The following is a 21,015-nucleotide window of genomic DNA, read 5'->3' as shown; positions in this document are numbered from 1 at the left end:
CCTACAGGAGAAAAAAAGCCATGAGCCAAATACATAAACACTCTATTCCCGCTAATATTGCGGAACGTTGCCTGATTAACCCGGAACAGTACCAGGCGCAGTATCAGCAGTCCGTCACCGAACCTGACGCCTTCTGGGGCGAGCAGGGCAAAATCCTTGACTGGATAAAACCCTATACGCGCGTGAAAAACACCTCGTTCGCGCCGGGCAATATTTCCATTAAGTGGTATGAAGACGGTACGCTGAACCTCGCCGCTAACTGCCTCGATCGCCATCTGGCGGAGCGCGGCGACCAGACGGCCATCATCTGGGAAGGCGACGATGCCAGCCAGAGCAAAAACATCACTTATCGCGAGCTACATCGCGATGTCTGCCGCTTTGCCAACGTCCTGCTCGATCTGGGCATTAAAAAGGGCGATGTCGTGGCTATCTATATGCCGATGGTGCCGGAAGCGGCGGTGGCCATGCTGGCCTGCGCGCGTATCGGCGCTATCCATTCGGTCATTTTCGGCGGCTTCTCGCCGGAGGCGGTCGCCGGCCGTATCATCGATTCCAACTCTCGCCTGGTGATCACCTCGGATGAAGGGCTGCGCGCCGGCCGCGCGATCCCGCTGAAAAAGAACGTCGACGACGCGCTAAAAAATCCGAACGTGAAGAGCATCGAAAACGTGGTGGTGTTCAAACGTACCGGCGGCAAAATCGACTGGCAGGAAGGCCGCGACCTGTGGTGGAGCGATCTGATCGAGAAAGCCAGCGCGGAACACCAGCCCGAAGAGATGAACGCCGAAGATCCGCTGTTTATCCTTTATACCTCCGGTTCGACCGGTAAGCCAAAAGGCGTGCTGCACACCACCGGCGGCTACCTGGTCTATGCGGCGTCAACCTTTAAATACGTGTTCGACTATCATCCGGGCGACATCTACTGGTGCACCGCCGACGTCGGTTGGGTCACCGGCCATAGCTACCTGCTCTACGGCCCGCTGGCCTGCGGCGCGACGACGCTGATGTTCGAAGGCGTACCGAACTGGCCGACCCCGGCGCGTATGTGCCAGGTGGTCGATAAGCATCAGGTCAACATTCTTTATACCGCCCCTACGGCGATCCGCGCGCTGATGGCGGAGGGCGATAAGGCCATCGAAGGCACCGACCGCTCTTCCCTGCGTATTCTCGGCTCCGTCGGCGAACCGATTAACCCGGAAGCCTGGGAGTGGTACTGGAAGAAGATCGGCAACGAGAAGTGCCCGGTGATGGACACCTGGTGGCAGACCGAAACCGGCGGCTTTATGATCACCCCGCTGCCCGGCGCTATCGAGCTGAAGGCCGGTTCCGCCACGCGTCCCTTCTTCGGCGTCCAGCCGGTGCTGGTGGATAACGAAGGCGCGCCGCTGGAAGGCGCGACCGAGGGGAACCTGGCGATCGCCGATTCCTGGCCGGGCCAGGCGCGCACGCTGTTTGGCGACCACGAACGCTTCGAACAAACCTACTTCTCCACCTTTAAAAATATGTACTTCAGCGGCGACGGCGCGCGCCGTGACGAAGATGGCTACTACTGGATCACCGGCCGCGTCGATGACGTGCTGAACGTTTCCGGCCACCGTCTGGGTACCGCCGAAATTGAATCGGCGCTGGTGTCGCATCCGAAAATCGCCGAAGCGGCGGTGGTCGGCATTCCGCATAACATTAAAGGCCAGGCCATCTACGCCTACGTGACCCTCAACCATGGCGAAGAGCCGACGCCGGAGCTGTACGCCGAGGTGCGCAACTGGGTACGTAAAGAGATTGGCCCGCTGGCGACGCCGGACGTGCTGCACTGGACCGATTCGTTACCGAAAACCCGTTCGGGCAAAATCATGCGCCGCATTCTGCGCAAAATTGCCGCGGGCGATACCAGTAACCTCGGCGATACCTCAACGCTTGCCGATCCTGGCGTGGTGGAAAAACTGCTCGAAGAGAAGCAGGCCATCGCTATGCCATCGTAAACCAACGATCCCCTACACCCTCTCCCCACCAGGGGAGAGGATATAATTACGACTCCCCAAGGATTTCAGGTAGCAGGAAAGCGGTAAACAGGCTGATTCCCGACAGTTAACTGCCGGGCGGATGAGTGTTGCCAACGACCGGTGCGTGAATGACGAAAGGGAACCTCTGGAGACGCTACGATGAACGAACAGATTTGTCAGCGGATAGAAAATAGTGCGCATTTTAAGGAGCTTGTTGCAGCCCGGCAAAGGTTTGCCGCCATCCTGTCACTGATTATGCTGGTGATTTATGTGGGCTTTATTCTGCTTATCGCCTTCGCCCCCGGCTGGCTGGGCACGCCGCTGCATGCGGGAACCAGCGTCACCCGGGGTATTCCGATTGGTATCGGCGTGATCGTTATCTCTTTCGTCTTAACCGGAATATACGTCTGGCGGGCAAATGGTGAATTTGATCGGCTGACGAAAAGCGTTCTCAGCGAGGTAAAAGCATCATGAAGAAAGTCCTGACGGCGCTCGCCGCCACGCTCCCGTTGACCGTCAATGCCGCTGATGCTCTCACCGGCGCGGTACAGCGCCAGCCGACCAACTGGCAGGCGATTATCATGTTCCTGATTTTCGTCGCCCTGACGCTCTATATCACCTGGTGGGCCTCAAAACGCGTACGTTCGCGCAGCGATTACTACACCGCGGGCGGCAATATCACCGGTTTCCAGAACGGGCTGGCGATTGCCGGCGATTTTATGTCGGCGGCCTCGTTCCTCGGCATTTCCGCGCTGGTTTACACCTCCGGCTACGATGGGCTGATCTACTCGCTCGGTTTCCTCGTCGGCTGGCCGATTATTCTGTTTCTTATCGCCGAACGCCTGCGTAACCTCGGCCGCTACACGTTTGCCGACGTAGCGTCCTATCGTCTTAAGCAGGGGCCGATCCGCACCCTCTCCGCCTGCGGTTCGCTGGTAGTGGTGGCGCTCTATTTGATAGCCCAGATGGTCGGCGCGGGTAAGCTTATCCAGCTGCTGTTCGGCCTCAACTACCACATTGCGGTGGTGCTGGTCGGCGTGCTGATGGTGCTTTACGTCCTGTTTGGCGGCATGCTCGCCACCACCTGGGTGCAGATTATCAAAGCCGTCCTGCTGCTGTTCGGCGCCAGCTTTATGGCCTTTATGGTGATGAAGCACGTCGGCTTCAGCTTCAATAATCTGTTCACCGAAGCGATGGCGGTCCACCCGAAAGGCTCGGCGATTATGAGCCCCGGCGGACTGGTGAAAGACCCGATATCGGCGCTATCGCTAGGCCTCGGGCTGATGTTCGGCACCGCGGGTCTGCCGCATATTCTGATGCGCTTCTTCACCGTGAGCGACGCCAAAGAAGCGCGTAAGAGCGTGTTCTACGCCACCGGCTTTATGGGCTACTTCTATATTCTGACCTTTATCATCGGCTTCGGCGCCATCATGCTGGTGGGGGCGAATCCGGCGTTCAAAGACGCGGCCGGTCAGCTTATCGGCGGTAACAATATGGCGGCGGTGCATCTGGCGGACGCGGTCGGCGGTAACCTGTTCCTCGGCTTTATCTCCGCCGTGGCCTTCGCCACTATTCTGGCGGTGGTCGCTGGCTTGACGCTGGCTGGCGCGTCGGCGGTCTCTCACGACCTGTATGCGAACGTGTTCCGTAAAGGGGCGACCGAGCGTCAGGAGCTGAAGGTGTCGAAGATTACCGTGCTGATCCTCGGCGTGGTGGCGATTCTGCTGGGCATCCTGTTCGAGAATCAGAACATCGCCTTTATGGTCGGCCTCGCGTTCTCCATCGCCGCCAGCTGTAACTTCCCGATTATCCTGCTGTCGATGTACTGGTCGAAGCTGACCACCCGCGGGGCGATGATTGGCGGCTGGCTGGGTCTGCTGACCGCGGTGATTCTGATGATCCTCGGCCCGACCATCTGGGTGCAGATCCTCGGTCACGAAAAGGCGATATTCCCGTATGAATATCCGGCGCTGTTCTCTATCGCCGTGGCCTTTATCGGTATCTGGTTCTTCTCCGCCACCGATAGCTCAGCGGAAGGCGCGCGCGAGCGCGAGCTGTTCCGCGCTCAGTTTATCCGTTCGCAGACCGGTATCGGCATCGAGAAAGGCCAGGCGCATTAATCATTGCCCGTTCCCCGGCCTGCCGGTCGGGGAATATTTTATTGGTAGATAAAGGTTATCGTTCCGCTCGCATTCGCGGTGCCTGGCGTCACGTTAGATCCGGTTTTGTAATAGTTCGCGGTAAACGTCAGGACGTTCGATGCCGCCGCCCCGCCGGGATTATCAGGATCGGTGAATATTGTATAGCTGGCCTCCGAGCCGGGGTTGGTCACAGTCGTTCTTTTCGATTCTGAAAATACCCTGTAGATTGCATTATTCACGATTAATGGTGTGTTATAAAGATTCAGCTGTACTCCAACGCCGGTCGCTACGTTTTCGCCGGACGTTAACGCAATAACGGTATGATCGGAATTATCACCCTCCGCTTCTGGCGCCGTAACGCGCATCGCCACGAATGTTCCCGGCTCACAGGTTAGGGTCAGCGTTTGCTGAGCTGAGCCAGCTTTGTTAGAAAGATTAAACTCACTTGTTTTCACTGAGCCCATTTGGAAATTCAGCGCGGTCGAATCAACCGAACACCCCATCGGGGTCAGCTGGATTTTTGTCGAGCCCGTCACGTGCAGCTGGGAAATAGCCATCGTTCCGTCAAGATCCAGAATAGAAACCGTGGAAATCGGATCGGCCAGCGTCAGCGTGCTGTTACTGGCAATAGCTCCCCCCGTTGCCACAAGCTGGACCTGGTACGTTGGCGCATAATATGTGCTTGCCTTGTCATCAAAAGATCCATTAGGTTTTCCCAGATACAAGTCTGCATCACCGATATGATGAACGCTGTAGTCAGCATTAAAATCATCGTTATCACCACCATATTCACCCGTGATATTGAGCCAGAATTTGACGCGAATACCGATACCCTGCACGGAGGTCGAGTAGATGTTATCCCCCACTAAGGTGCCCGCATTCCCCGAGCTCCATCCGAACAGTGCATATAACCAACCCCGACAATCCGTAATGGAGGTGGTTGGATGCGTTATCTGCCCTGAATCATAAAGGATGGTCCCCGCCGAGTAGCTACCGGCATTAACCAGTATCTGTGGAGGTAAATTAGTTAAAGCGATATCGCCCGAGTTTGCACCCGTTTGGCATGCCCAACTGTAAGCCGGTAATAAGCAGGCCAGCAGCAATAAAATTAACGTCTTCATAGTTCTTCCCTGGCGAAAATAGATCATTTATAGGCAACATTGAACGTGACCGTATAGGAGACACTGCCCGCCGTCACCCGACCATTCGGCGTATACATTCTTGCGATCATATTAAAAACATGTTCAGCGCCATCAGTGAAAAAATAGGTATAGCTATCACCTGGTCCCAGGTTTTTCTGGTCCACCGCGCTTTGCAACTGTAGCCACACGTCCTGAGCACCAGAAAAAAGCTCATTCATATATACATTGATATCGTTGCCAACAAATACAATACCGCTAAACATTAGCGTCACTGACGCCGTACCCGTTGAGCAATTATCAAAGGCGATTGAAACTATCTTAGCCGCGCTACTCGCGCCCGGTTTACCGCTCAAACTTTGATAGGAAACCGTTCCTAAATCGATAGCGCTGGAGGGTTTTACCGATACCTCACATACGGGCTCTTCAATCTTACCGGTGATATTGAAATTAACAGTACTATTGGCGTCATAAGCCCAGGCTGGCCTTACAAACATCAACGCAAGTCCGATAGTGATAATAAATACCCCGAACGATTTCATTAATCGCCCGCCATTATTTACCCTCATTAATTCCATTCTTAATTTATGTATCAAGGCAATCATCCAGTTATTCATCATCGGCAATCCGCTGCATAAAAAACGATATCATCAACCGATTTATTGGTGGATAAATCATAGTTAACATAGCATTGGCTATTTTTGCTATCACCCCACTTCACAAATAACCGGCCTTTTTCAGATAGCCCGGTCAGATAGGCCTGTCCGGAATCCCCTACGATAGTGCTGCGTTTTTCTTGAGGTTGCTGGCTTGCATCATCTAATGTAATAACGGCGCCAAAAGGGACCTCTTTATTATTAAAACGCAAAGTCATCATCGCCTTATAGCCAATCCAGGTATTATATTTAACTTTTACAATCGCATTGCGCGTCGGGACCACCGTTTTGGCAATATTATCGATTTCCGCTCCCGAGACCTGCTGTTCATCAAGAGAGAGATTATTTTCATGGTAGGGCCGTACGAAGGGTACAACGGCGTATCCGGCAGAGTCGGTCATCACGTTAGTCTGCCCGCGCACCGCAATATTGCTGACGCCAGGCGCTTCAACCAGCGCAACGCTTTCGCCCAGATAGCGTGACAGCGTTATTCCACTGGAATGGGCCAGCATCCCACCGCGTAGCGAGTAATTATAGTGGGCGCTATAGCTGTCATACCCGTATCCCGCGGTGACTTCACCTTTTGAACCCTGATAGTTGAGATTGACGTTGCCGGAAGTCCTTTTAGCGCTGGCATTGTAACCCTCCTGCATATTCCAGTTCAGAGAACGGTCCGCAAAAGCCGAACCGCTTAAACCCAGGCTATGGGTCGTGTCGCCCATCCGGCTGCTGTTCATATTGTAGCTGGCCGAGATATCCGCACCAAAAGGCACGCTCACCGTGAGTGAAATAAGGTTATCGCTGATCTGAGAACTATCGCTATTCTGGCCTGAACTCTGGACATTTCGACTATAGGAGTAGTTAATGAAATAGGAAATGCGGCCAATGGTATTGCTGTAGCTCACGCCCAACGACTCCATGCGTGAATTATCCCAATAAGATTCACTGACCAAAGAGAAGGAGAGTGAACCATACCCTGAGAGAGTCTGAGAGGCTGAAGCGTCAAAACGATCTTTAGTCCGCCCCGTTGATGAACAGCACCCGCTATGCGCATTCGACCTATCAATAAAATTCTGCAGAGAATAATAGCCATGGGTTGAATAACGATACCCGGCAACGGAGAAGTTGGTTCCCGTCTGCGGAATATCTTTGCTAAAGCGCACGCGATAAGATTGCCCTTCGCTGGATGACGTGTGATTCGACGTTGGCGTCTCTTTTATATCCGCCCGGGACTGGGACGCATCGAGGGAGAGCGCGCCGATCGTGCCCAGGTTAAGCCCGGCGCCCAGGATAACATTACTGTATTTGTTCTCCAGCTGCTGAAAACCGCTATACAGCGTGACGTTGCTCGATGCTCCCCAGGCAATGTTAGATTGCAGGAAGCTATATTCTTTTCCGCCGGAACTCCCCGAACGCGTTTTACCGCTGCTCAGGGCGTAATCTATCTGGCCCTCGCGCTGCAAAATCGCCAGCGAAGCAAAAGGCACCACAAAGCTCTGTTCACTGCCATCGGACTCTTTTACCGTCACATTCAGATCGCCCGCGCTCCCGGTTGGGTAAAGATCGTTTATTTCAAACGCGCCAGGGGGAACCGTTGTTTTATAAATGCTGTATCCGTTCTGATAGACCGTCACGTCGGCGGTGGTGCGGGCGATGCCTTTAATGACCGGCGCAAAACCATTCATGCTATCCGGCAGCATCTCTTTATCTGAGTTCAGCTGTAGCCCGGTGAAGCTAATACTGTCGAACACGCTTGATGACGTATAGGTCTGGCCCAGGATCAGCTGGCCTTTCAGGGCCTGGATATCACGTGAAATATAGCTGTAGACCGAGTCCCACTGGTTGCCGTCATCATTATGGTTGAGAGTACTGTAGTTCCGTAAACGCCACGGCCCGACGTTTAAACCCGGCTGCAGGCTCACAAACTGGCTGGACGTCGCTTCGCCGCCGTGCCGCGGATCGGTCTTTTGCCCGGAGAGATTATAGTTAAGTAGCCCCGCGGTAATACCCTGTTGCCACCGGCTTTCAGGGACATATCCCCGCGGATGATGCATCACCGCGACCTGAGGCACGTTAAAATCAACGCGCTGTTGTGAAAGTAATACCGTGGTTCCCCATCCAGGGATTGCGGATAGTCGGGCACAGCGGGAACCCGCGACCGTGAGCTCGGGATAATTTTCCGTTTTGATTGACCACGCTTTCAGATGCGCGACGCTGATACAGGGTGAAGAAGCGTCACGATCTTCACTCTGTTGCGTGAAGCTGATTGATTCGGAAGCAATAAATTCGTCGTTAATATAAACATCAAGGTTATATTCGCCCGGCGGGACGGTTTCCTGGGAAATATAGCTCAGGTCGACGGCCGTTGTACCGGTTTCATTGACCTCCAGCAGGTGAGGATTGAAATACTCACCTGCGATAGCGGGTAACGGAATAGTGATAAAGCAGGAAATAATGGCAACGTAGCCACGTTTCAACAGGAATGTAAAATTCTGTCCAACGTTATTGAATGATGGCGGTATATTTTGGTCCCGGCATTCCATAGTCATTGATCACGCTCCATGTGATTTTCTTTTTCCCTGGTGAAGATGTGTTTGCTACCGGTATTTTTATGGTTGAAAAAGGCGCAACAAACCATGCTTCAGGAACTGACTTACCATTAACCGTAATATCAGAAAAGTTCATATATAATGGCGAGGGGTTTTTAACTTTAATATCTCTGCCTTCAGCAGACCACTGCAGTTTTTCGGCAAACTTTTCCGGTATGGCATTTTTTAATGCCGCTGGTCGAAAAATAAGTTTAATCCGCGAGTTAATGGCAAACTGCACCATGTTTTTGTCCGGCGCGCTATCCATAGCGGGAATACCTTTAATATTCAGCCAAAACATCGACTCTCGCTCTTCGGGCAGCGGTTTACCTGAGCGGAGGATTCGGACAAACCCTTGTTCGCCGGCCTTCAGGCGAAACAGCGGAGGGGTGGTAATAAAGGAATCTTTTGCTGGTGATGCCTCATCCACAACCGCGATCCAGGACTGTACGATATTTGTCACGTTATCCTTATTTTGCACAGAGACCGTCGCCGCCTTTTGGGTACCATCGAATATGACTCGCGTGCCCCCCACCACCACGCTGGCCTGTGCGACAGACATGCAGGAAAAAAAACAGATTAAGTAAGCTAATTTTTTCATGGTAGAGTCCAGGAAGGGAAAGCGGCGAGCTTTCCCTTTTGTCGGTTTATATGACGCTAAATTAATAGTAGGTAACGTTGTAAGTCACGGTTGTCTGCACCGCCCCTTTGGTGGGAGCATCCGCGCCAGATTTAGCCAGTTTGACGGTAAAAGGAATGGTCGCGGTGCCGGAGGTAATATCGACGTCAGCACCTTCCGTATTGTTCTTCAGCAGGGCACCCTTGTTGTCAAAAATCGCCACCGCAACGCCAGTAGCGGGTGAGTCTGTCGCCTGGTTCCTGAAGTAATCGCTATTCGTCGTGTCCGCTTCGCCACCAAACGTCACTTTGGCCACACTGGTACCGCCGTCTGTCGTCTTAGGGCATCCGGTTAAAGTGAAAGAAAAACTCTTCGCCGCACCGTAGATATTCGCATCCAGATCGGCTACCGATGAGGTCCCCATATCAATGGACGAAACGCCATTATCGATAGTGGCTGTACAGGTAGTGTCGGAGACCTTACCCTTAAAAGTAATGGTATTCGCGGCCTGAGACAGATTAACCAGAGCGCAGCCGGCAGATAAGGCTAATATTTTGGCAAGAGTTTTGGTACTGAAGTTCATTGGTATTCCCCTTTTTATTAAGATTAACAATCAATCCATCAATTGTTTTATGGCGTCTATTAGAGAATGAAGCCAGACATCAGCTAAAACTATAAGCCGATAATGTGCATGGGGAGTGAGTAACCTGCATTTAATATTACTAACCTATAAATACAAGAGCTTTAGTTCCACATGAATCCATTCAATAATAAAAGCTCACGTCAATAAGGTATCTAAAATCGAGACTATTCTCAATAACCATATGTGAATCATCTCAAATGAATAATAACTTTGAACCAATTAATACAAAATATATATTATAAATAACCAAATAAAATCATAGCGTTAAACATTAAACTTATTCATAAAAAATATCATTTCACATATTCACATTCTTCATTAATATCAAAAAAACCTCAAATTGAAACATTTAATTACAATTTAAGAGGGGGACAAATAAGGATAAAACCTATGATATCATCGGATTATCTTACAAATACGAATATTTAATTAACCGTTCATCTCGATAAGATGAAATGACTATTCATATGAGTATAAATAGTCGTGAGATATGGAAAAGTACCTTAGCGAGTATGCGTTGATTAATTAAAAAGGGGTTCAGAACATGGCCCATCTCACCAGCGGCGCGGCCAGCACCATCACCACTCCGGATAGCATCATCACCAGGCTGGCGACCACGCCCTCCTGAGGGCCAAGCTCGTAGGATCGTGCGGTACCGGCGCCGTGCGATGCGGCACCCAATCCGGCCCCTTTTGCCATACCTTCGCGAATAGAAAGACGCAGAAACAGTACATCCCCTACCGCCATCCCGAATACCCCGGTGACCACGACAAACAGAGCGACTAAATCTGGCTGGCCGCCCAGCGGTTTGGCTGCCGCCAGCGCAAAGGGGGTGGTAACGGAGCGTACCGCCAGGCTGCGCTGGATCTCATCAGGCAAGGTAAATAATCGCGCCAGCCACACCGAACTGGTCACCGCGACAACCGAGGCGGTAGTGACGCCAGCCGTCAGCGACATCCAGTGGCGTTTAATAATCGCCAGGTTGTCGTATACCGGCACGGCAAAGGCGATAGTCGCCGGGCCCAGCAGCCACAGCAGCCAGTGGGTCTCCCCCATATAGCGTTGATAAGAGATATGGCCGAATACCAGCATCATGACCAACAGGATCGGGGTGAAAACCAGCGGCATCAGCGGCAGTTTATGGAAGCGGCGATAAAGCCGCTTGTTGGCAAAATAGAGTCCCAGCGTGACAAGAAGGCACAGGAGGCTCAGCTGAAAATCACTCATGTTTCATCCTGCTGACTTCATAGCGATACACTTTATCAACCACCCATGCCGTGGCGCCCAACACCATCGTAGTGCTCAAGCCAATCACCAGAAAGATACGCCAGCCATCAACCATCAGCAGCTGCGCGTAGTTGACGACCGCCACCACCGCCGGTACGAAAAACAGCAGCATCTCCGCCAGCAGCCAGCGGGCTCCGGCGCGTACCCAGTTTAAAGGAATCACCCGGCAGACGATCAGCGCCAGCATCATCAGCATGCCCACCAGATTCGCCGGAAGCGGCAGGTGCAGCCAGTTAACTAAATATTCAGCGCAGACGAACAGTCCGGCGTAGATCAGGACCTGAACCGGTACCTGAAGACGTTGCATAACGAAGGGCGTCACGCGAGCTGGCGCAAAGGCCATGAGCGGTATTCCTGAAAAAGAAGACAGGCGTGCAGTATAGAGAGCCGCCCGGCGCGGCAGAAATGAATTAAAATCATCACAGGTATAGTCTCAGGGAATAATTATGGATATCCGAACGCTGCGTTATTTTGTCGAAGTGGTTCGCCAGCAAAGCTTTACCCGCGCGGCGGAGAAACTGTTCGTCACGCAGCCCACCATCAGCAAGATGCTTAAAAACCTTGAAGATGAGCTGAACTGCACGCTGCTGATCCGCGACGGTCGCCGGCTGCTGCTGACCGATACCGGACGCGTGGTTTTCGAGCGCGGGCAGGCTATCCTTGGCGAATTTCACCAGCTGGAGTCGGAGCTGAGCGATATTAATCATCTGCACAAAGGCGTACTGCGTCTCGGGATCCCGCCGATGGTCGGCATGCTGATGGCCGAGCCGATTAGCCGCTTTCGCCAGCGCTATGCGGGTATCGAGTTGAAAATCTCCGAGTTTGGCGGATTGACCGTGCAGCAGGCGGTCAGCAACGGCGAACTGGATTTAGCCATGACGGCACTTCCGGTTGATGAGGCCAGTGGCCTGACGACGCTATCTCTGTTCAGCCATCCGCTCTGCGTACTGACGCCGAGAACGGCACAATGGGAGGGCCTCAGGTCATTGTCGCCGCAGGCGCTCGCCGCGCATCCGCTGGTGATTTACAACGAGGATTTCGCCCTCAGCCAGCAGCTGATGCGGCTGTTTGCTCAGCATGATGTTAAGCCGCGCATCGCCGTGCGCAGCGGACAGTGGGATTTTCTGGCCGCCATGGTCCAGGCGGGGATTGGCATCGCGATTTTGCCGGAGCCGATTTGCCAGCGCCTCGACCCGCAGAGCTTTTGCTGGATGCCGTTGCAGAGCGATCTGCGCTGGGAGCTGGGGATGATTTGGCGGGAAGGCGTTTATCTGTCGCACAGCGCGCGAGCGTGGCTGGAGTGCAGTAAGGCGTTCTGGCTGAAGTAAGTCCCCGGGTCGCGGCGTCAACGCCTGACCCGGGGAACAGGTACGGCGTTACTGATCTTCTATAAGCAGCGCTTCCAGCAGATCGAGGTCGTGCAGCAGCTTCTGCAGCGTCTCGTTGCTGATCTGCCGGGTGGCGCGCAGGTGGTACAGCTCACCGCGTTCGGAACGCAGCGCCGCCAGGCGGAACCGGCGTTCGAGGCTCTCCTCCAGCATCGACGTTTCAACATCGTTGCGGCCATCAACGCGACGACGCAGGTTACCAATCACCCGCGAACTGACCTCGGTCAGCAGCTGATTATCAATATTCTCTTTGGTATCCGCAGCCAGACGCTCTTCCATTTTCTGAATCGCGACAATCGCCACATCCGCCGTAGCGGCCCGCGCCAGACGCTCCTCTTTGCGCTGCTGGACATGGTCGGTCGACTCGATATGGCGCAGCAGAATCGGCAGCACAATCACGCCGACGAACAGTGAGAACAGAATCACCCCGGCGGCGAGGAACACCAGCTCATAGCGCGCCGGGAAGACGTTGCCGTCCGGTAGCAGCAGAGGAATAGACAGTACACCGGCAAGGGTAATCGCCCCGCGAACGCCGGCGACGGAGGAGATCAGCAGCTCGCGCGTGGTCCAGGAGCCGAACTCCATCGGTTTCTTTTTCAGGAAACGCTGGCTCAGTTTGCGCATCGTCCACAGCCAGCCAAAACGCACCAGCATCAGGGCGGCATAAATCAGAATGATATCGGTAAACAGCATCCAGGTTTCGACGTTGGGATCCGCTTCTGCGGCCACCAGCGAGCTGGAAAGAATGTCCGGCAGCTGCAGGCCCAACAGCAGGAAGACCATGCCGTTAAACACGAACTCCAGCATCGCCCAGGTGCTGTTGGCGCGCAGGCGCATCGCCAGCGGCGCGCTGCGCATCACCCCGGAACGCGTAATGGTCATCCCCGCGGCGACCGCCGCCAGGATCCCGGAAAAGCCGATATGCTCCGCGATCAGATAAGAGGCGAACGGCAGCAGGAACAGCAGCACAATTTGCGTTGCCGGTTCATCGCCGCCCCAGCGGCTGAGGAAGCGCATCGAGCGCCCGTACAGCCAGCTGACCACAAAGCCCGCGAGAATACCGCCGACCGCCACCTTGAAGAACTCCACCGTCGCGCCGCCGACGGTAAAGACCATGGTGCCCATCGCCACCGCAACGGCAAACTTCAGGGAGACCAGGCCGGAGGCATCGTTCATCAGCGCTTCGCCCTGCAAAATGCCCATTATTTTTTTCGGAATGCGCCCTTCGCCGACAATTCCCGACAGCGCCACGGCATCCGTTGGCGACAGAACCGCCGCCAGAGCAAAAGCCGGAATCAGCGGAATACCCGGCACGATCCAGTAGATGAGGTAGCCAATACCGACCACCGTTACCACCACCAGCGCCAGCGCCAGACCGAAAATTTCCCGTCCATGCTCTATGAACTCACGGGTTGGCGTCTTCCAGCCATCGGCAAAAAGCAGCGGCGGAATGAACAGAACCAGAAAGAGTTCGGGGTCGAATTCAACGTGCAATCCGAAGGTAGGCCAGGCCAACAGCGCGCCGATGGCAATTTGGATTAAGGGGAGTGGAACCTGAAAGGGCAGTACGCGTGTAACCACCCCGGAGAGAGAGACCACGAGGGTCATGATGAGTATGGTAAAGAATATTTCCATGTGTTCCCTGTTTGCTGCGTGTCTTTTTTTTACATCTGAGGCGTCATGTCTCGGCATAATACGCTACTCAGATTAACGCAAAAGGAAACAGGATGTGGCTTAAAAATTAAACGGGCGGCCAAAGCCGCCCGTTGTTAGCAGGAAAAGTTAAATCGCCCAACCGCCGGCGTAGAAGATAACCAGCGCCGCGGCGATGATCACCGAACCCAGGTTTAGCTTACGCCATTCGCCGGACACCAGACGACCGATCACCAGCGACGCAAAGCCGATCATGATGCCGGTCACGATGTTGCAGGTCAGCACGATAAAGACCGCGGTAATCAGGCCCGCCATCGCGTCGACGAAATCGTTGAAATCGATTTTCGCCACGTTGCTCAGCATCAGCAGGCCGACGTACATCAGCGCCGGCGCGGTGGCATAAGCCGGCACCAGATACGAGAGCGGAGAGAGGAACAGGATCAGCAGGAACAGCACGCCGACGGTCACTGCCGTCAGGCCCGTTTTGCCGCCCGCCGCAGTACCGGCAGCGGATTCGATATACACCGCCGCCGGCGCCGCCCCGACCAGGCCGGAGAAGACGCTGCTCAGGGAGTCGGTGGTCAGCGCTTTGCCGCCGTTAATAATCTGCCCGTCTTTATCCAGCAGGTTCGCCTGGCCGGCCACCGCGCGGATGGTTCCGGTGGCGTCAAACACCGCGGTCATCACCAGCGCAAGCACGCTTGGCAGCACCACCGGGTTCAGCGCGCCCACGATATCCAGGCTACCGATCAGCGAGTTGCCTTTATCGTCGCTCAGCGACGGCATGGCGAAGATACCGGAGAAGTGAACGTTAGGATCGAAAATCAGGCCGATAATCGAGACGCCGATAATCGTCAGCAGGATACCGCCCGGCACTTTCAGTTTTTCGAGGCCGATAATCACCGCCAGCCCGACCAGCGACATAATCACCGGGAAGCTATCAAAATTACCCAGCGCCACCGGCAGACCATCCAGCGGATTTTTAATCACCAGGCCCACGCCGTTGGCGGCAATCAGCAGCAGGAACAGACCGATACCAATCCCCGTACCGTGCGCCACGCCCTGCGGCAGGTTACGCAGGATCCAGCTACGAATACCGGTCGCGGAGATCACGGTGAACAGGACACCCATCAGGAACACCGCGCCCAGCGCGACCGGAATGCTGATCTGTTGACCCAGTACCAGGCTAAAGGCGGTAAACGCGGTCAGCGAGATGGCGCAGCCAATCGCCAGCGGCAGGTTCGCCCACAGCCCCATCACCAGCGAGCCGACGCCGGCAACCAGACAGGTGGAAACAAATACCGCAGCCGGTGGAAAACCCGCTTTGCCGAGCATACCCGGCACCACGATGACGGAGTAAACCATCGCCAGGAAGGTGGTAAGACCGGCAACGATTTCCTGACGCACGGTGCTGCCGCGAGCAGAAATTTTAAACCAGGCGTCCAATGAACCGCCGGTACGCGCTGAAGGCGTAGACATAGAAAACTTCCCCTGAGAATTTTTATCGTTCGTCCGAATGCGTGGTGGACCATCCACTGCCAGCTAAACGCGATCTCCTTGTGCTACATCGCAGCGCCAGGGGCCGCGAAAAAGCAAACGTTTAACTCCGCGCATACAGTACGGTGTGAAGAATGACTTTGCTCCCCTCTGCCAGCAGAGGAAATGATGAGCAAAATAAAAAGGCAAACGATTATCCAGCCTTTAGACGGGCCTTTTCAACTGAAGTTTGTCGTATTTCGCTAAATTTCGCTTATGACGTTCAGGAAATAACCAGCCGATGCGCAAACGTTATCGTCCATGCGCAATCCGGTAACATTTTTGTATTGCGCTGATAGCAATTTTCCCCAGTCATCGGCTTTAGTAATAGTTTATTCGCCGGGTAAGGTGAACGGCCCCCCGCGCTCAACCGCTTTTTGCCAGGCCGGGCGCTGCTCCACGCGCTGAACCCACTGCGTCAGATGGGGTAAATTCTCCACGCCGCCGCGCGCCAGCAGCGCCATCGCGGGAAAGCTCATCTGAATATCGGCCATACTCAGCTCAGCGCCGGCAAACCAGCGCTGGCGGGAAAGGTGCGCTTCAATAAAGCGGGCATGGGTGTCCACCTGGCGGTTAAGCCAGGCCTTCTGTACCCCCTTGCCCAACGCATTACCCAGCGTGCGCATACCAAACGGCACCGGCGGTTTGCCCAGGCTGGCAAACACCAGCTTCATCAGCAGCAGGGGCATCAGCGACCCCTCGGCGTAGTGCAGCCAAAAGCGATATTGCAGCTTATCTTCCACCGACTCAGGTTTTAAGCGCCGGGCGCTATCATAGGTTTCCTGTAAATATTCCAGAATGGCGCCGGACTCCGCCAGAATGTGGCCGTTATCCTCAACCACCGGCGATTTACCCAGCGGATGAACGCTTTTTAATTCCGCCGGTGCGAGCATATCCTTGCCACGCTGATAAGAGACAACCTGATAAGGCAGCTGCAGCTCTTCCAGCGCCCATAACACGCGCTGCGATCGTGACTGATTGAGATGATGTACCGTTAACATGGGCCTCTCCCGCTGTTTGTTCAAATTAACTATAGGAACAGGCGGCGGATGCCGGGAATTTTTCGGCAAACTGAAGAGGCAAATTCAGAGAAAAGAGCCACACTTAAATTGTCGGCGCAAACCGGAACCTCCATCAAAGATTGCGCAATACTGAGGTGAGCCGACGTCGGGGGAAACCCTCCTGCGTACCAGCGGGATAGTGCGAAAGACCAAGACCGGAAAACAACTAAAGCGCCCTGTTGTGGCGCTTTAGTTTTTTAGTCATCCTCCAGCAATCGCGCGCCGGTCCCCTCTTCACCCAGCTTATCGCCCGGGTTGCGTAACGGGCAGTCGCGACGCGACAGACAGCCGCAGCCGATACAGCCATCAAGCTGATCGCGCAGCGCGGTCAGGGTATGAATGCGCCGGTCCAGCTCCTCCCGCCACTGGGACGACAGCATCTTCCACTCTTTGGCGCTGAGGTTATGCCCTTCCGGCAGTACGCCGAACGCGTCGCCGATGGTCGCCAGCGGAATACCAATGCGTTGCGCAATCTTAATGATCGCCACCGCGCGCAGGACGTCGCGCCGGTAGCGCCGCTGATTGCCCGCGTTGCGCTGGCTGTGGATCAGCCCTTTACTTTCATAAAAGTGCAGCGCGGAGACGGCCACGCCGGTTCGTTTTGCCACTTCGCCGGGCGTCAGCAGCATTTTGATGCGGGGTGATTTCTTTTCCATAAAGCGCTTTACCTCAAGTTAACTTGAGGAATTATACTCGCCCGCAGACAAAACGACGAATCGAGAATTGAGAGAGGCCGCTTTATGTCCCATCAGGATATTATCCAAACGCTTATTGAATGGATTGATGAACATATCGATCAACCACTTAACATTGATATAGTCGCCAGAAAATCGGGATACTCGAAATGGTATCTGCAGCGGATGTTCCGCGCCGTGATGCATCAAACGCTGGGTGATTACATTCGCCAGCGCCGCCTGCTGCTCGCCGCGGAAGCGCTAAGAACCACCCAGCGCCCTATTTTTGATATCGCGATGGATCTCGGCTACGTGTCGCAGCAAACCTTCTCGCGGGTGTTCCGTCGCGAATTTGACCGAACGCCGACCGCCTATCGCCATCAAATTTCTGCCTGATAGTGCGGCTGATAGGGGCTGAGGCAGGTGCGCTCATTCGCCAGCCACAGCATGAACTCCTGCGGCGGCATCGCTTTCGCAAAGTGCCACCCCTGACAGTACTGCACGCCGCGTTGCTGGAGCCAGGCTACCTGCTCTGCCGTTTCGACGCCTTCAGCCACGATTTTTAAATGCAGGCTGTTTGCCATCTGGATAATATGCTCGGCAATCAGGTGGCTGGTGGTATTGCTCGTCAGCATGTCGACAAAAGATTTATCAATCTTCAGAACGTCGACGTTGAGCGCATGAAGATTGTGCAGGTTGGAGTAACCGGTGCCGAAATCATCGATGGCGATTTCATATCCCGCATCGCGGAACGCCTGGATCACCGGCGTCGTTTTCGCCACGTCGATAAACCCGCGTTCGGTCACTTCGATTTTGATTTGTTCCGCCTTGACCGCGTAGCGCTGGATCTTCTCGTTGATGTGCTCAATCAAGCGTGCGGAATGGAAATCGGAAGCGGAGAGGTTAATCGCCACGTACAGATGCGGCTGCCGCGCCAGAAACTCGCCCAGGTCGGAAAATACCTCATCGATGACATAGTCGGTGACCTGGGCGATCATCCCTTCATTTTCCGCCATCGGAATGAACTCCGCCGGACTCATCACCGGCCCATCAAAGCCTGGCCAGCGCAATAATGCTTCGGTACCGACGCAGCGGTTATTTTTAATATCGATAACCGGTTGATAGTGAAGGCACAGCTGACGACGGTTTAACGCGCGCTGCAGCATCTTCCGCGGAGAGTGGTACTGCTGACGGGTGCGCGACCACACCAGCAGGAGCAATACGCTGCAAATCAGCCCCAGCGGTAGCGTCAGGGTCACCTGATTATAAAAATTCTGATAATAGCTGACGCGCGAAGTGGACATAATGACGGCTATCGGGCGAACGGTGGAATGGGCGATGGTATAAACGCGGCCATCCTGGTGAAATAAAGACGCTTCAGCGCGAATCAGGCGATGCAGCTCATCGGGGTCGGCATTCTTGCTGACGGAAAAAAACTGGTGGGTTTTGGTATCAAAAACGCCCCAGGCGAGGTCGCGGTCGCTGGTGATCAACGCGCTGTATGAGAGCGGATTAACCACCACCACATAGTTGCCGCGCTGCATATAGTTCATCGCATAGCCAGGGTAGAAAGGGGTCTCGCGGTAGTAGTAAATCGCGACATCCGGCTTTTTGGTATAGGTTGCGGCCGGAATTTGCCACCCCGTCTGGCGGCGAACCGAAGTGGAGCAGAAGAAATGGGTGCCGTTGGCGTAGATTAAATCGTCGATATAGAGCAGGCCGCGAACAATACCGAGCAAATATTGCTGATGCTGTGGTGAACATATCGCTCCCTGATACAAGCGGGCTTTATCGCGCGCTTCGTCGGCTTCACGAATCACCATCTCCGTTTTTTGCAGCGCCAGTCGAGAAAACAGCCTCAGCTGATCGGCGGTTTCCGCTTTGGCGCGAATTTGCGCAAACCACAACGCCAGCAGCACCGGCAGCAGAATGACCAGCACGATGCCAAATATTCTCAACGCCTTATGCGGCGCGCTATGATTCATTTCCGCTTTTTATCCATGCGATACGCCTTAATCAAGGTGAACAGCCCCGATGACTCTGCTTACTGTGATATGAACGGAGCATCTCAGCAACCCACGCTTTGACGTAAAAACCTCATGACGATGAATTATGAATAATACTGGCTTATAGGACCACTGGAGAAACATTCTCAACATAATGAGATTAGCTCCACTATGTCATTCGGTTTATCCGTATAATTAGCCAGAATAAGTAATAAAATCCGCAGAACATAAACCTTATTAAAAAACCAAAACCGCCGATAATCCCTTATAATCAGCCTTCACATTGCAAGAAAGCCCCGCGCCCTCCTTATTAACCCTGCTATTTACATGGCTAATAAGCGCAAGAAAACACCATTTTTGGCTGGTGAATAAAAGAACAAGTGTGATATAGTTCACATTAGCTGATGAAACAAAAACGTTGTTTCATTACGATCTTGTTTGCCTGAAGATAGCCAGAGCGCCGTTCCATCGTCAGTCTCATCCGGTTGTCAAAGGCTCCCAAATTTCGTTGAGGATAGGTTGATGGCTTCCATTACTACCAGTGTCGTGCTTTTGCGCTGGCCACTCGTGAGCGCAGTGCTGATGTTTCTGGCCAGCTCGTTGAACATTCAGCTACGTAAAAGCGATTATGCCGGTTTAGCGGTGATTTGTAGCTGTATGGGCCTGGCCGCAGCCTGCTGGTTCGCCACCGGTCTGTTAGGCATTACGCTGCTGGACGTGGCGAAAATCTGGGGCAATATCAAGGACGTGATGATTGAAGTCATGAGCCAGACTCCGCCAGAATGGCCGATGATGATGACCTGATGTCGGCCCACCTTATCCGGGCGCCGATGTCGCTGACCGGACCACCAGACGGCGGTGAACCGGTTGCCCGGACAGGTGCACAGCACCGCCACCCGCGATTTCCCCCTCTGCGACAGCCTAAACCCATCACCGATATACACCGCAGCGATGACACCATTATGGTCTGGTTATAACGCTTCCGCTGGCCGACGGACGACTGCCCAATAGCCCGCGTGGAAAGTTGTTCGGGCAGCGTTTTATTGCGCAGTGCGCCTGGTAAGAACAGGCGTTTGCCGTCGTGGCGGTAGATTGATACGGACAAGAAGGCCGCTCCCGCAGTTTCTCCCACTGGGCTTCATCGTATCGCGTGATGTTATAAACCTTTACCGCATGATATTGCTCGTTAATTAACACGCTGGACGAGTAGAGCTTCATCGACTCTCCCGGCAGTAATAAAATGTCGGCTTCATACCAAAGAATAAACTTTAAAAACCGCAGGCTGGAAATCGAAGAAAAAGCCACGCCGGAATACGGGCAGACAAGCGTATTATGAATAGTCCATTTCATTTTTTATCCTTGCTGGCATTGCTGATAAATGACTCTATATAGTGATAGCATCCATGATAGCTAACCGCAAGGTTATCGATTAATAATGTGATATCAGACAATACTCAATACCACCCGTACTCAATAAGGCTTACCTTAAATATAGCATTCTAATAATGAATGGTTAACCATAATAGCCAGAAGCGCGCCCCGCAGGAATATACATAAATAAGAATATACTGACAATTAATTACAGGCTACCCACAGCGGTAGCCTGCGGTACTATTTTTAGCAT

General features: G+C 53.8%; 19 protein-coding genes. 6 read left to right on the top strand and 13 right to left on the bottom strand.

Features of this window, described 5'->3' with window-relative positions:
• Positions 1-20 precede the first annotated feature (20 nt).
• The 3 genes from acs (at position 21) to actP (ending at position 4,120) form a co-directional block, all read left to right on the top strand.
• Positions 21-1,979 carry an acetate--CoA ligase gene (gene acs / locus CDA56_RS03230; RefSeq protein WP_047724829.1) on the top strand — a complete coding sequence of 653 codons (1,959 nt, stop codon included), beginning with the start codon at positions 21-23 and terminating at the stop codon, positions 1,977-1,979.
• A 180-nt stretch (positions 1,980-2,159) separates the two neighbouring features.
• The gene (locus tag CDA56_RS03225) at positions 2,160-2,474 is read left to right on the top strand and encodes a DUF485 domain-containing protein (protein ID WP_025107683.1); all 315 of its coding nucleotides are present in this window, start codon (positions 2,160-2,162) and stop codon (positions 2,472-2,474) included.
• Positions 2,471-4,120: a cation/acetate symporter ActP gene (gene actP / locus CDA56_RS03220; protein WP_025107684.1), complete on the top strand. Its 1,650-nt coding sequence runs from the start codon at positions 2,471-2,473 to the stop codon at positions 4,118-4,120. The genes CDA56_RS03225 and actP overlap by 4 nt, the downstream gene beginning before the upstream one ends.
• Positions 4,121-4,158: 38 nt before the next feature.
• Here the strand turns inward: actP and CDA56_RS03215 are convergent, their stop codons facing one another.
• The 7 genes from CDA56_RS03215 to CDA56_RS03185 all read right to left on the bottom strand — a co-directional run bounded on the left by CDA56_RS03215 (position 4,159) and on the right by CDA56_RS03185 (position 11,416).
• Positions 4,159-5,262, bottom strand: coding sequence for a type 1 fimbrial protein (locus CDA56_RS03215; protein ID WP_025107685.1), 1,104 nt, complete (start codon positions 5,260-5,262; stop codon positions 4,159-4,161).
• Between the two features lie 23 nt (positions 5,263-5,285).
• Entirely contained in the window at positions 5,286-5,900 is a 615-nt protein-coding gene (locus CDA56_RS03210) for a fimbrial protein (protein ID WP_077259527.1), read from the bottom strand.
• A complete protein-coding gene (locus tag CDA56_RS03205; protein ID WP_047724832.1) occupies positions 5,897-8,485 on the bottom strand; it encodes a fimbria/pilus outer membrane usher protein in 2,589 nt (862 codons plus the stop codon). The genes CDA56_RS03210 and CDA56_RS03205 overlap by 4 nt, the downstream gene beginning before the upstream one ends.
• Positions 8,439-9,125 carry a fimbrial assembly chaperone gene (locus CDA56_RS03200; RefSeq protein WP_025107688.1) on the bottom strand — a complete coding sequence of 229 codons (687 nt, stop codon included), beginning with the start codon at positions 9,123-9,125 and terminating at the stop codon, positions 8,439-8,441. The genes CDA56_RS03205 and CDA56_RS03200 overlap by 47 nt, the downstream gene beginning before the upstream one ends.
• A 61-nt stretch (positions 9,126-9,186) precedes the next feature.
• Positions 9,187-9,726 (bottom strand): fimbrial protein, encoded by a 540-nt coding sequence (locus tag CDA56_RS03195; protein ID WP_032747511.1) that lies wholly within the window; start codon positions 9,724-9,726, stop codon positions 9,187-9,189.
• A gap of 597 nt (positions 9,727-10,323) precedes the next feature.
• The gene (locus CDA56_RS03190) at positions 10,324-11,013 is read right to left on the bottom strand and encodes an LrgB family protein (RefSeq protein WP_046876820.1); all 690 of its coding nucleotides are present in this window, start codon (positions 11,011-11,013) and stop codon (positions 10,324-10,326) included.
• Positions 11,006-11,416, bottom strand: coding sequence for a CidA/LrgA family protein (locus tag CDA56_RS03185; RefSeq protein ID WP_004097823.1), 411 nt, complete (start codon positions 11,414-11,416; stop codon positions 11,006-11,008). The genes CDA56_RS03190 and CDA56_RS03185 overlap by 8 nt, the downstream gene beginning before the upstream one ends.
• Before the next feature lie 103 nt (positions 11,417-11,519).
• On the opposite strand from CDA56_RS03185, the gene CDA56_RS03180 reads away from it, so the two are divergent.
• Complete coding sequence (locus CDA56_RS03180; protein WP_025107691.1) at positions 11,520-12,401, top strand: LysR family transcriptional regulator; 882 nt, start codon at positions 11,520-11,522, stop codon at positions 12,399-12,401.
• Between the two features lie 48 nt (positions 12,402-12,449).
• Here the strand turns inward: CDA56_RS03180 and CDA56_RS03175 are convergent, their stop codons facing one another.
• From CDA56_RS03175 to soxR, 4 genes are all read right to left on the bottom strand, one after another.
• Positions 12,450-14,096: a Na+/H+ antiporter gene (locus CDA56_RS03175; RefSeq protein WP_004109468.1), complete on the bottom strand. Its 1,647-nt coding sequence runs from the start codon at positions 14,094-14,096 to the stop codon at positions 12,450-12,452.
• A 147-nt stretch (positions 14,097-14,243) separates the two neighbouring features.
• On the bottom strand, positions 14,244-15,593 hold the full coding sequence (locus CDA56_RS03170) for an NCS2 family permease (RefSeq protein WP_103815295.1): 1,350 nt from the start codon (positions 15,591-15,593) through the stop codon (positions 14,244-14,246).
• Between the two features lie 389 nt (positions 15,594-15,982).
• On the bottom strand, positions 15,983-16,651 hold the full coding sequence (locus CDA56_RS03155; RefSeq protein WP_014227554.1) for a glutathione S-transferase family protein: 669 nt from the start codon (positions 16,649-16,651) through the stop codon (positions 15,983-15,985).
• A gap of 257 nt (positions 16,652-16,908) precedes the next feature.
• On the bottom strand, positions 16,909-17,367 hold the full coding sequence (gene soxR, locus CDA56_RS03150) for a redox-sensitive transcriptional activator SoxR (protein WP_004097815.1): 459 nt from the start codon (positions 17,365-17,367) through the stop codon (positions 16,909-16,911).
• An 84-nt stretch (positions 17,368-17,451) separates the two neighbouring features.
• On the opposite strand from soxR, the gene soxS reads away from it, so the two are divergent.
• The gene (gene soxS / locus CDA56_RS03145) at positions 17,452-17,781 is read left to right on the top strand and encodes a superoxide response transcriptional regulator SoxS (RefSeq protein ID WP_004097813.1); all 330 of its coding nucleotides are present in this window, start codon (positions 17,452-17,454) and stop codon (positions 17,779-17,781) included.
• Here the strand turns inward: soxS and CDA56_RS03140 are convergent.
• Positions 17,766-19,370, bottom strand: a complete 1,605-nt coding sequence (locus CDA56_RS03140; RefSeq protein WP_025107694.1) for an EAL domain-containing protein — start codon at positions 19,368-19,370, stop codon at positions 17,766-17,768. The two genes, soxS and CDA56_RS03140, sit on opposite strands and share 16 nt — an antisense overlap.
• Positions 19,371-19,913: 543 nt before the next feature.
• On the opposite strand from CDA56_RS03140, the gene CDA56_RS03135 reads away from it, so the two are divergent.
• The gene (locus tag CDA56_RS03135) at positions 19,914-20,195 is read left to right on the top strand and encodes a YjcB family protein (RefSeq protein ID WP_004097808.1); all 282 of its coding nucleotides are present in this window, start codon (positions 19,914-19,916) and stop codon (positions 20,193-20,195) included.
• Between the two features lie 156 nt (positions 20,196-20,351).
• Here the strand turns inward: CDA56_RS03135 and iraM are convergent, their stop codons facing one another.
• On the bottom strand, positions 20,352-20,741 hold the full coding sequence (iraM, locus tag CDA56_RS03130) for an anti-adapter protein IraM (RefSeq protein WP_004097807.1): 390 nt from the start codon (positions 20,739-20,741) through the stop codon (positions 20,352-20,354).
• Positions 20,742-21,015: the final 274 nt, after the last annotated feature.

The organism is Klebsiella michiganensis (genome assembly GCF_002925905.1).
Taxonomy (GTDB): Bacteria; Pseudomonadota; Gammaproteobacteria; order Enterobacterales; family Enterobacteriaceae; genus Klebsiella; species Klebsiella michiganensis.
The sequence above is the reverse complement of the archived record's forward strand: the minus strand, read 5'-3'. Positions and strand labels throughout refer to the sequence as shown.

Bases quoted from the DNA above. Each gene is read 5' to 3' on its own strand.
- acs (WP_047724829.1), top strand. From the start codon at position 21: ATGAGCCAAATACATAAACACTCTATTCCCGCTAATATTGCGGAACGT.
- CDA56_RS03225 (WP_025107683.1), top strand. From the start codon at position 2,160: ATGAACGAACAGATTTGTCAGCGGATAGAAAATAGTGCGCATTTTAAG.
- actP (WP_025107684.1), top strand. From the start codon at position 2,471: ATGAAGAAAGTCCTGACGGCGCTCGCCGCCACGCTCCCGTTGACCGTC.
- CDA56_RS03215 (WP_025107685.1), bottom strand. From the start codon at position 5,262: ATGAAGACGTTAATTTTATTGCTGCTGGCCTGCTTATTACCGGCTTAC.
- CDA56_RS03210 (WP_077259527.1), bottom strand. From the start codon at position 5,900: ATGATGAATAACTGGATGATTGCCTTGATACATAAATTAAGAATGGAA.
- CDA56_RS03205 (WP_047724832.1), bottom strand. From the start codon at position 8,485: ATGACTATGGAATGCCGGGACCAAAATATACCGCCATCATTCAATAAC.
- CDA56_RS03200 (WP_025107688.1), bottom strand. From the start codon at position 9,125: ATGAAAAAATTAGCTTACTTAATCTGTTTTTTTTCCTGCATGTCTGTC.
- CDA56_RS03195 (WP_032747511.1), bottom strand. From the start codon at position 9,726: ATGAACTTCAGTACCAAAACTCTTGCCAAAATATTAGCCTTATCTGCC.
- CDA56_RS03190 (WP_046876820.1), bottom strand. From the start codon at position 11,013: ATGAGTGATTTTCAGCTGAGCCTCCTGTGCCTTCTTGTCACGCTGGGA.
- CDA56_RS03185 (WP_004097823.1), bottom strand. From the start codon at position 11,416: ATGGCCTTTGCGCCAGCTCGCGTGACGCCCTTCGTTATGCAACGTCTT.
- CDA56_RS03180 (WP_025107691.1), top strand. From the start codon at position 11,520: ATGGATATCCGAACGCTGCGTTATTTTGTCGAAGTGGTTCGCCAGCAA.
- CDA56_RS03175 (WP_004109468.1), bottom strand. From the start codon at position 14,096: ATGGAAATATTCTTTACCATACTCATCATGACCCTCGTGGTCTCTCTC.
- CDA56_RS03170 (WP_103815295.1), bottom strand. From the start codon at position 15,593: ATGTCTACGCCTTCAGCGCGTACCGGCGGTTCATTGGACGCCTGGTTT.
- CDA56_RS03155 (WP_014227554.1), bottom strand. From the start codon at position 16,651: ATGTTAACGGTACATCATCTCAATCAGTCACGATCGCAGCGCGTGTTA.
- soxR (WP_004097815.1), bottom strand. From the start codon at position 17,367: ATGGAAAAGAAATCACCCCGCATCAAAATGCTGCTGACGCCCGGCGAA.
- soxS (WP_004097813.1), top strand. From the start codon at position 17,452: ATGTCCCATCAGGATATTATCCAAACGCTTATTGAATGGATTGATGAA.
- CDA56_RS03140 (WP_025107694.1), bottom strand. From the start codon at position 19,370: ATGAATCATAGCGCGCCGCATAAGGCGTTGAGAATATTTGGCATCGTG.
- CDA56_RS03135 (WP_004097808.1), top strand. From the start codon at position 19,914: ATGGCTTCCATTACTACCAGTGTCGTGCTTTTGCGCTGGCCACTCGTG.
- iraM (WP_004097807.1), bottom strand. From the start codon at position 20,741: ATGAAATGGACTATTCATAATACGCTTGTCTGCCCGTATTCCGGCGTG.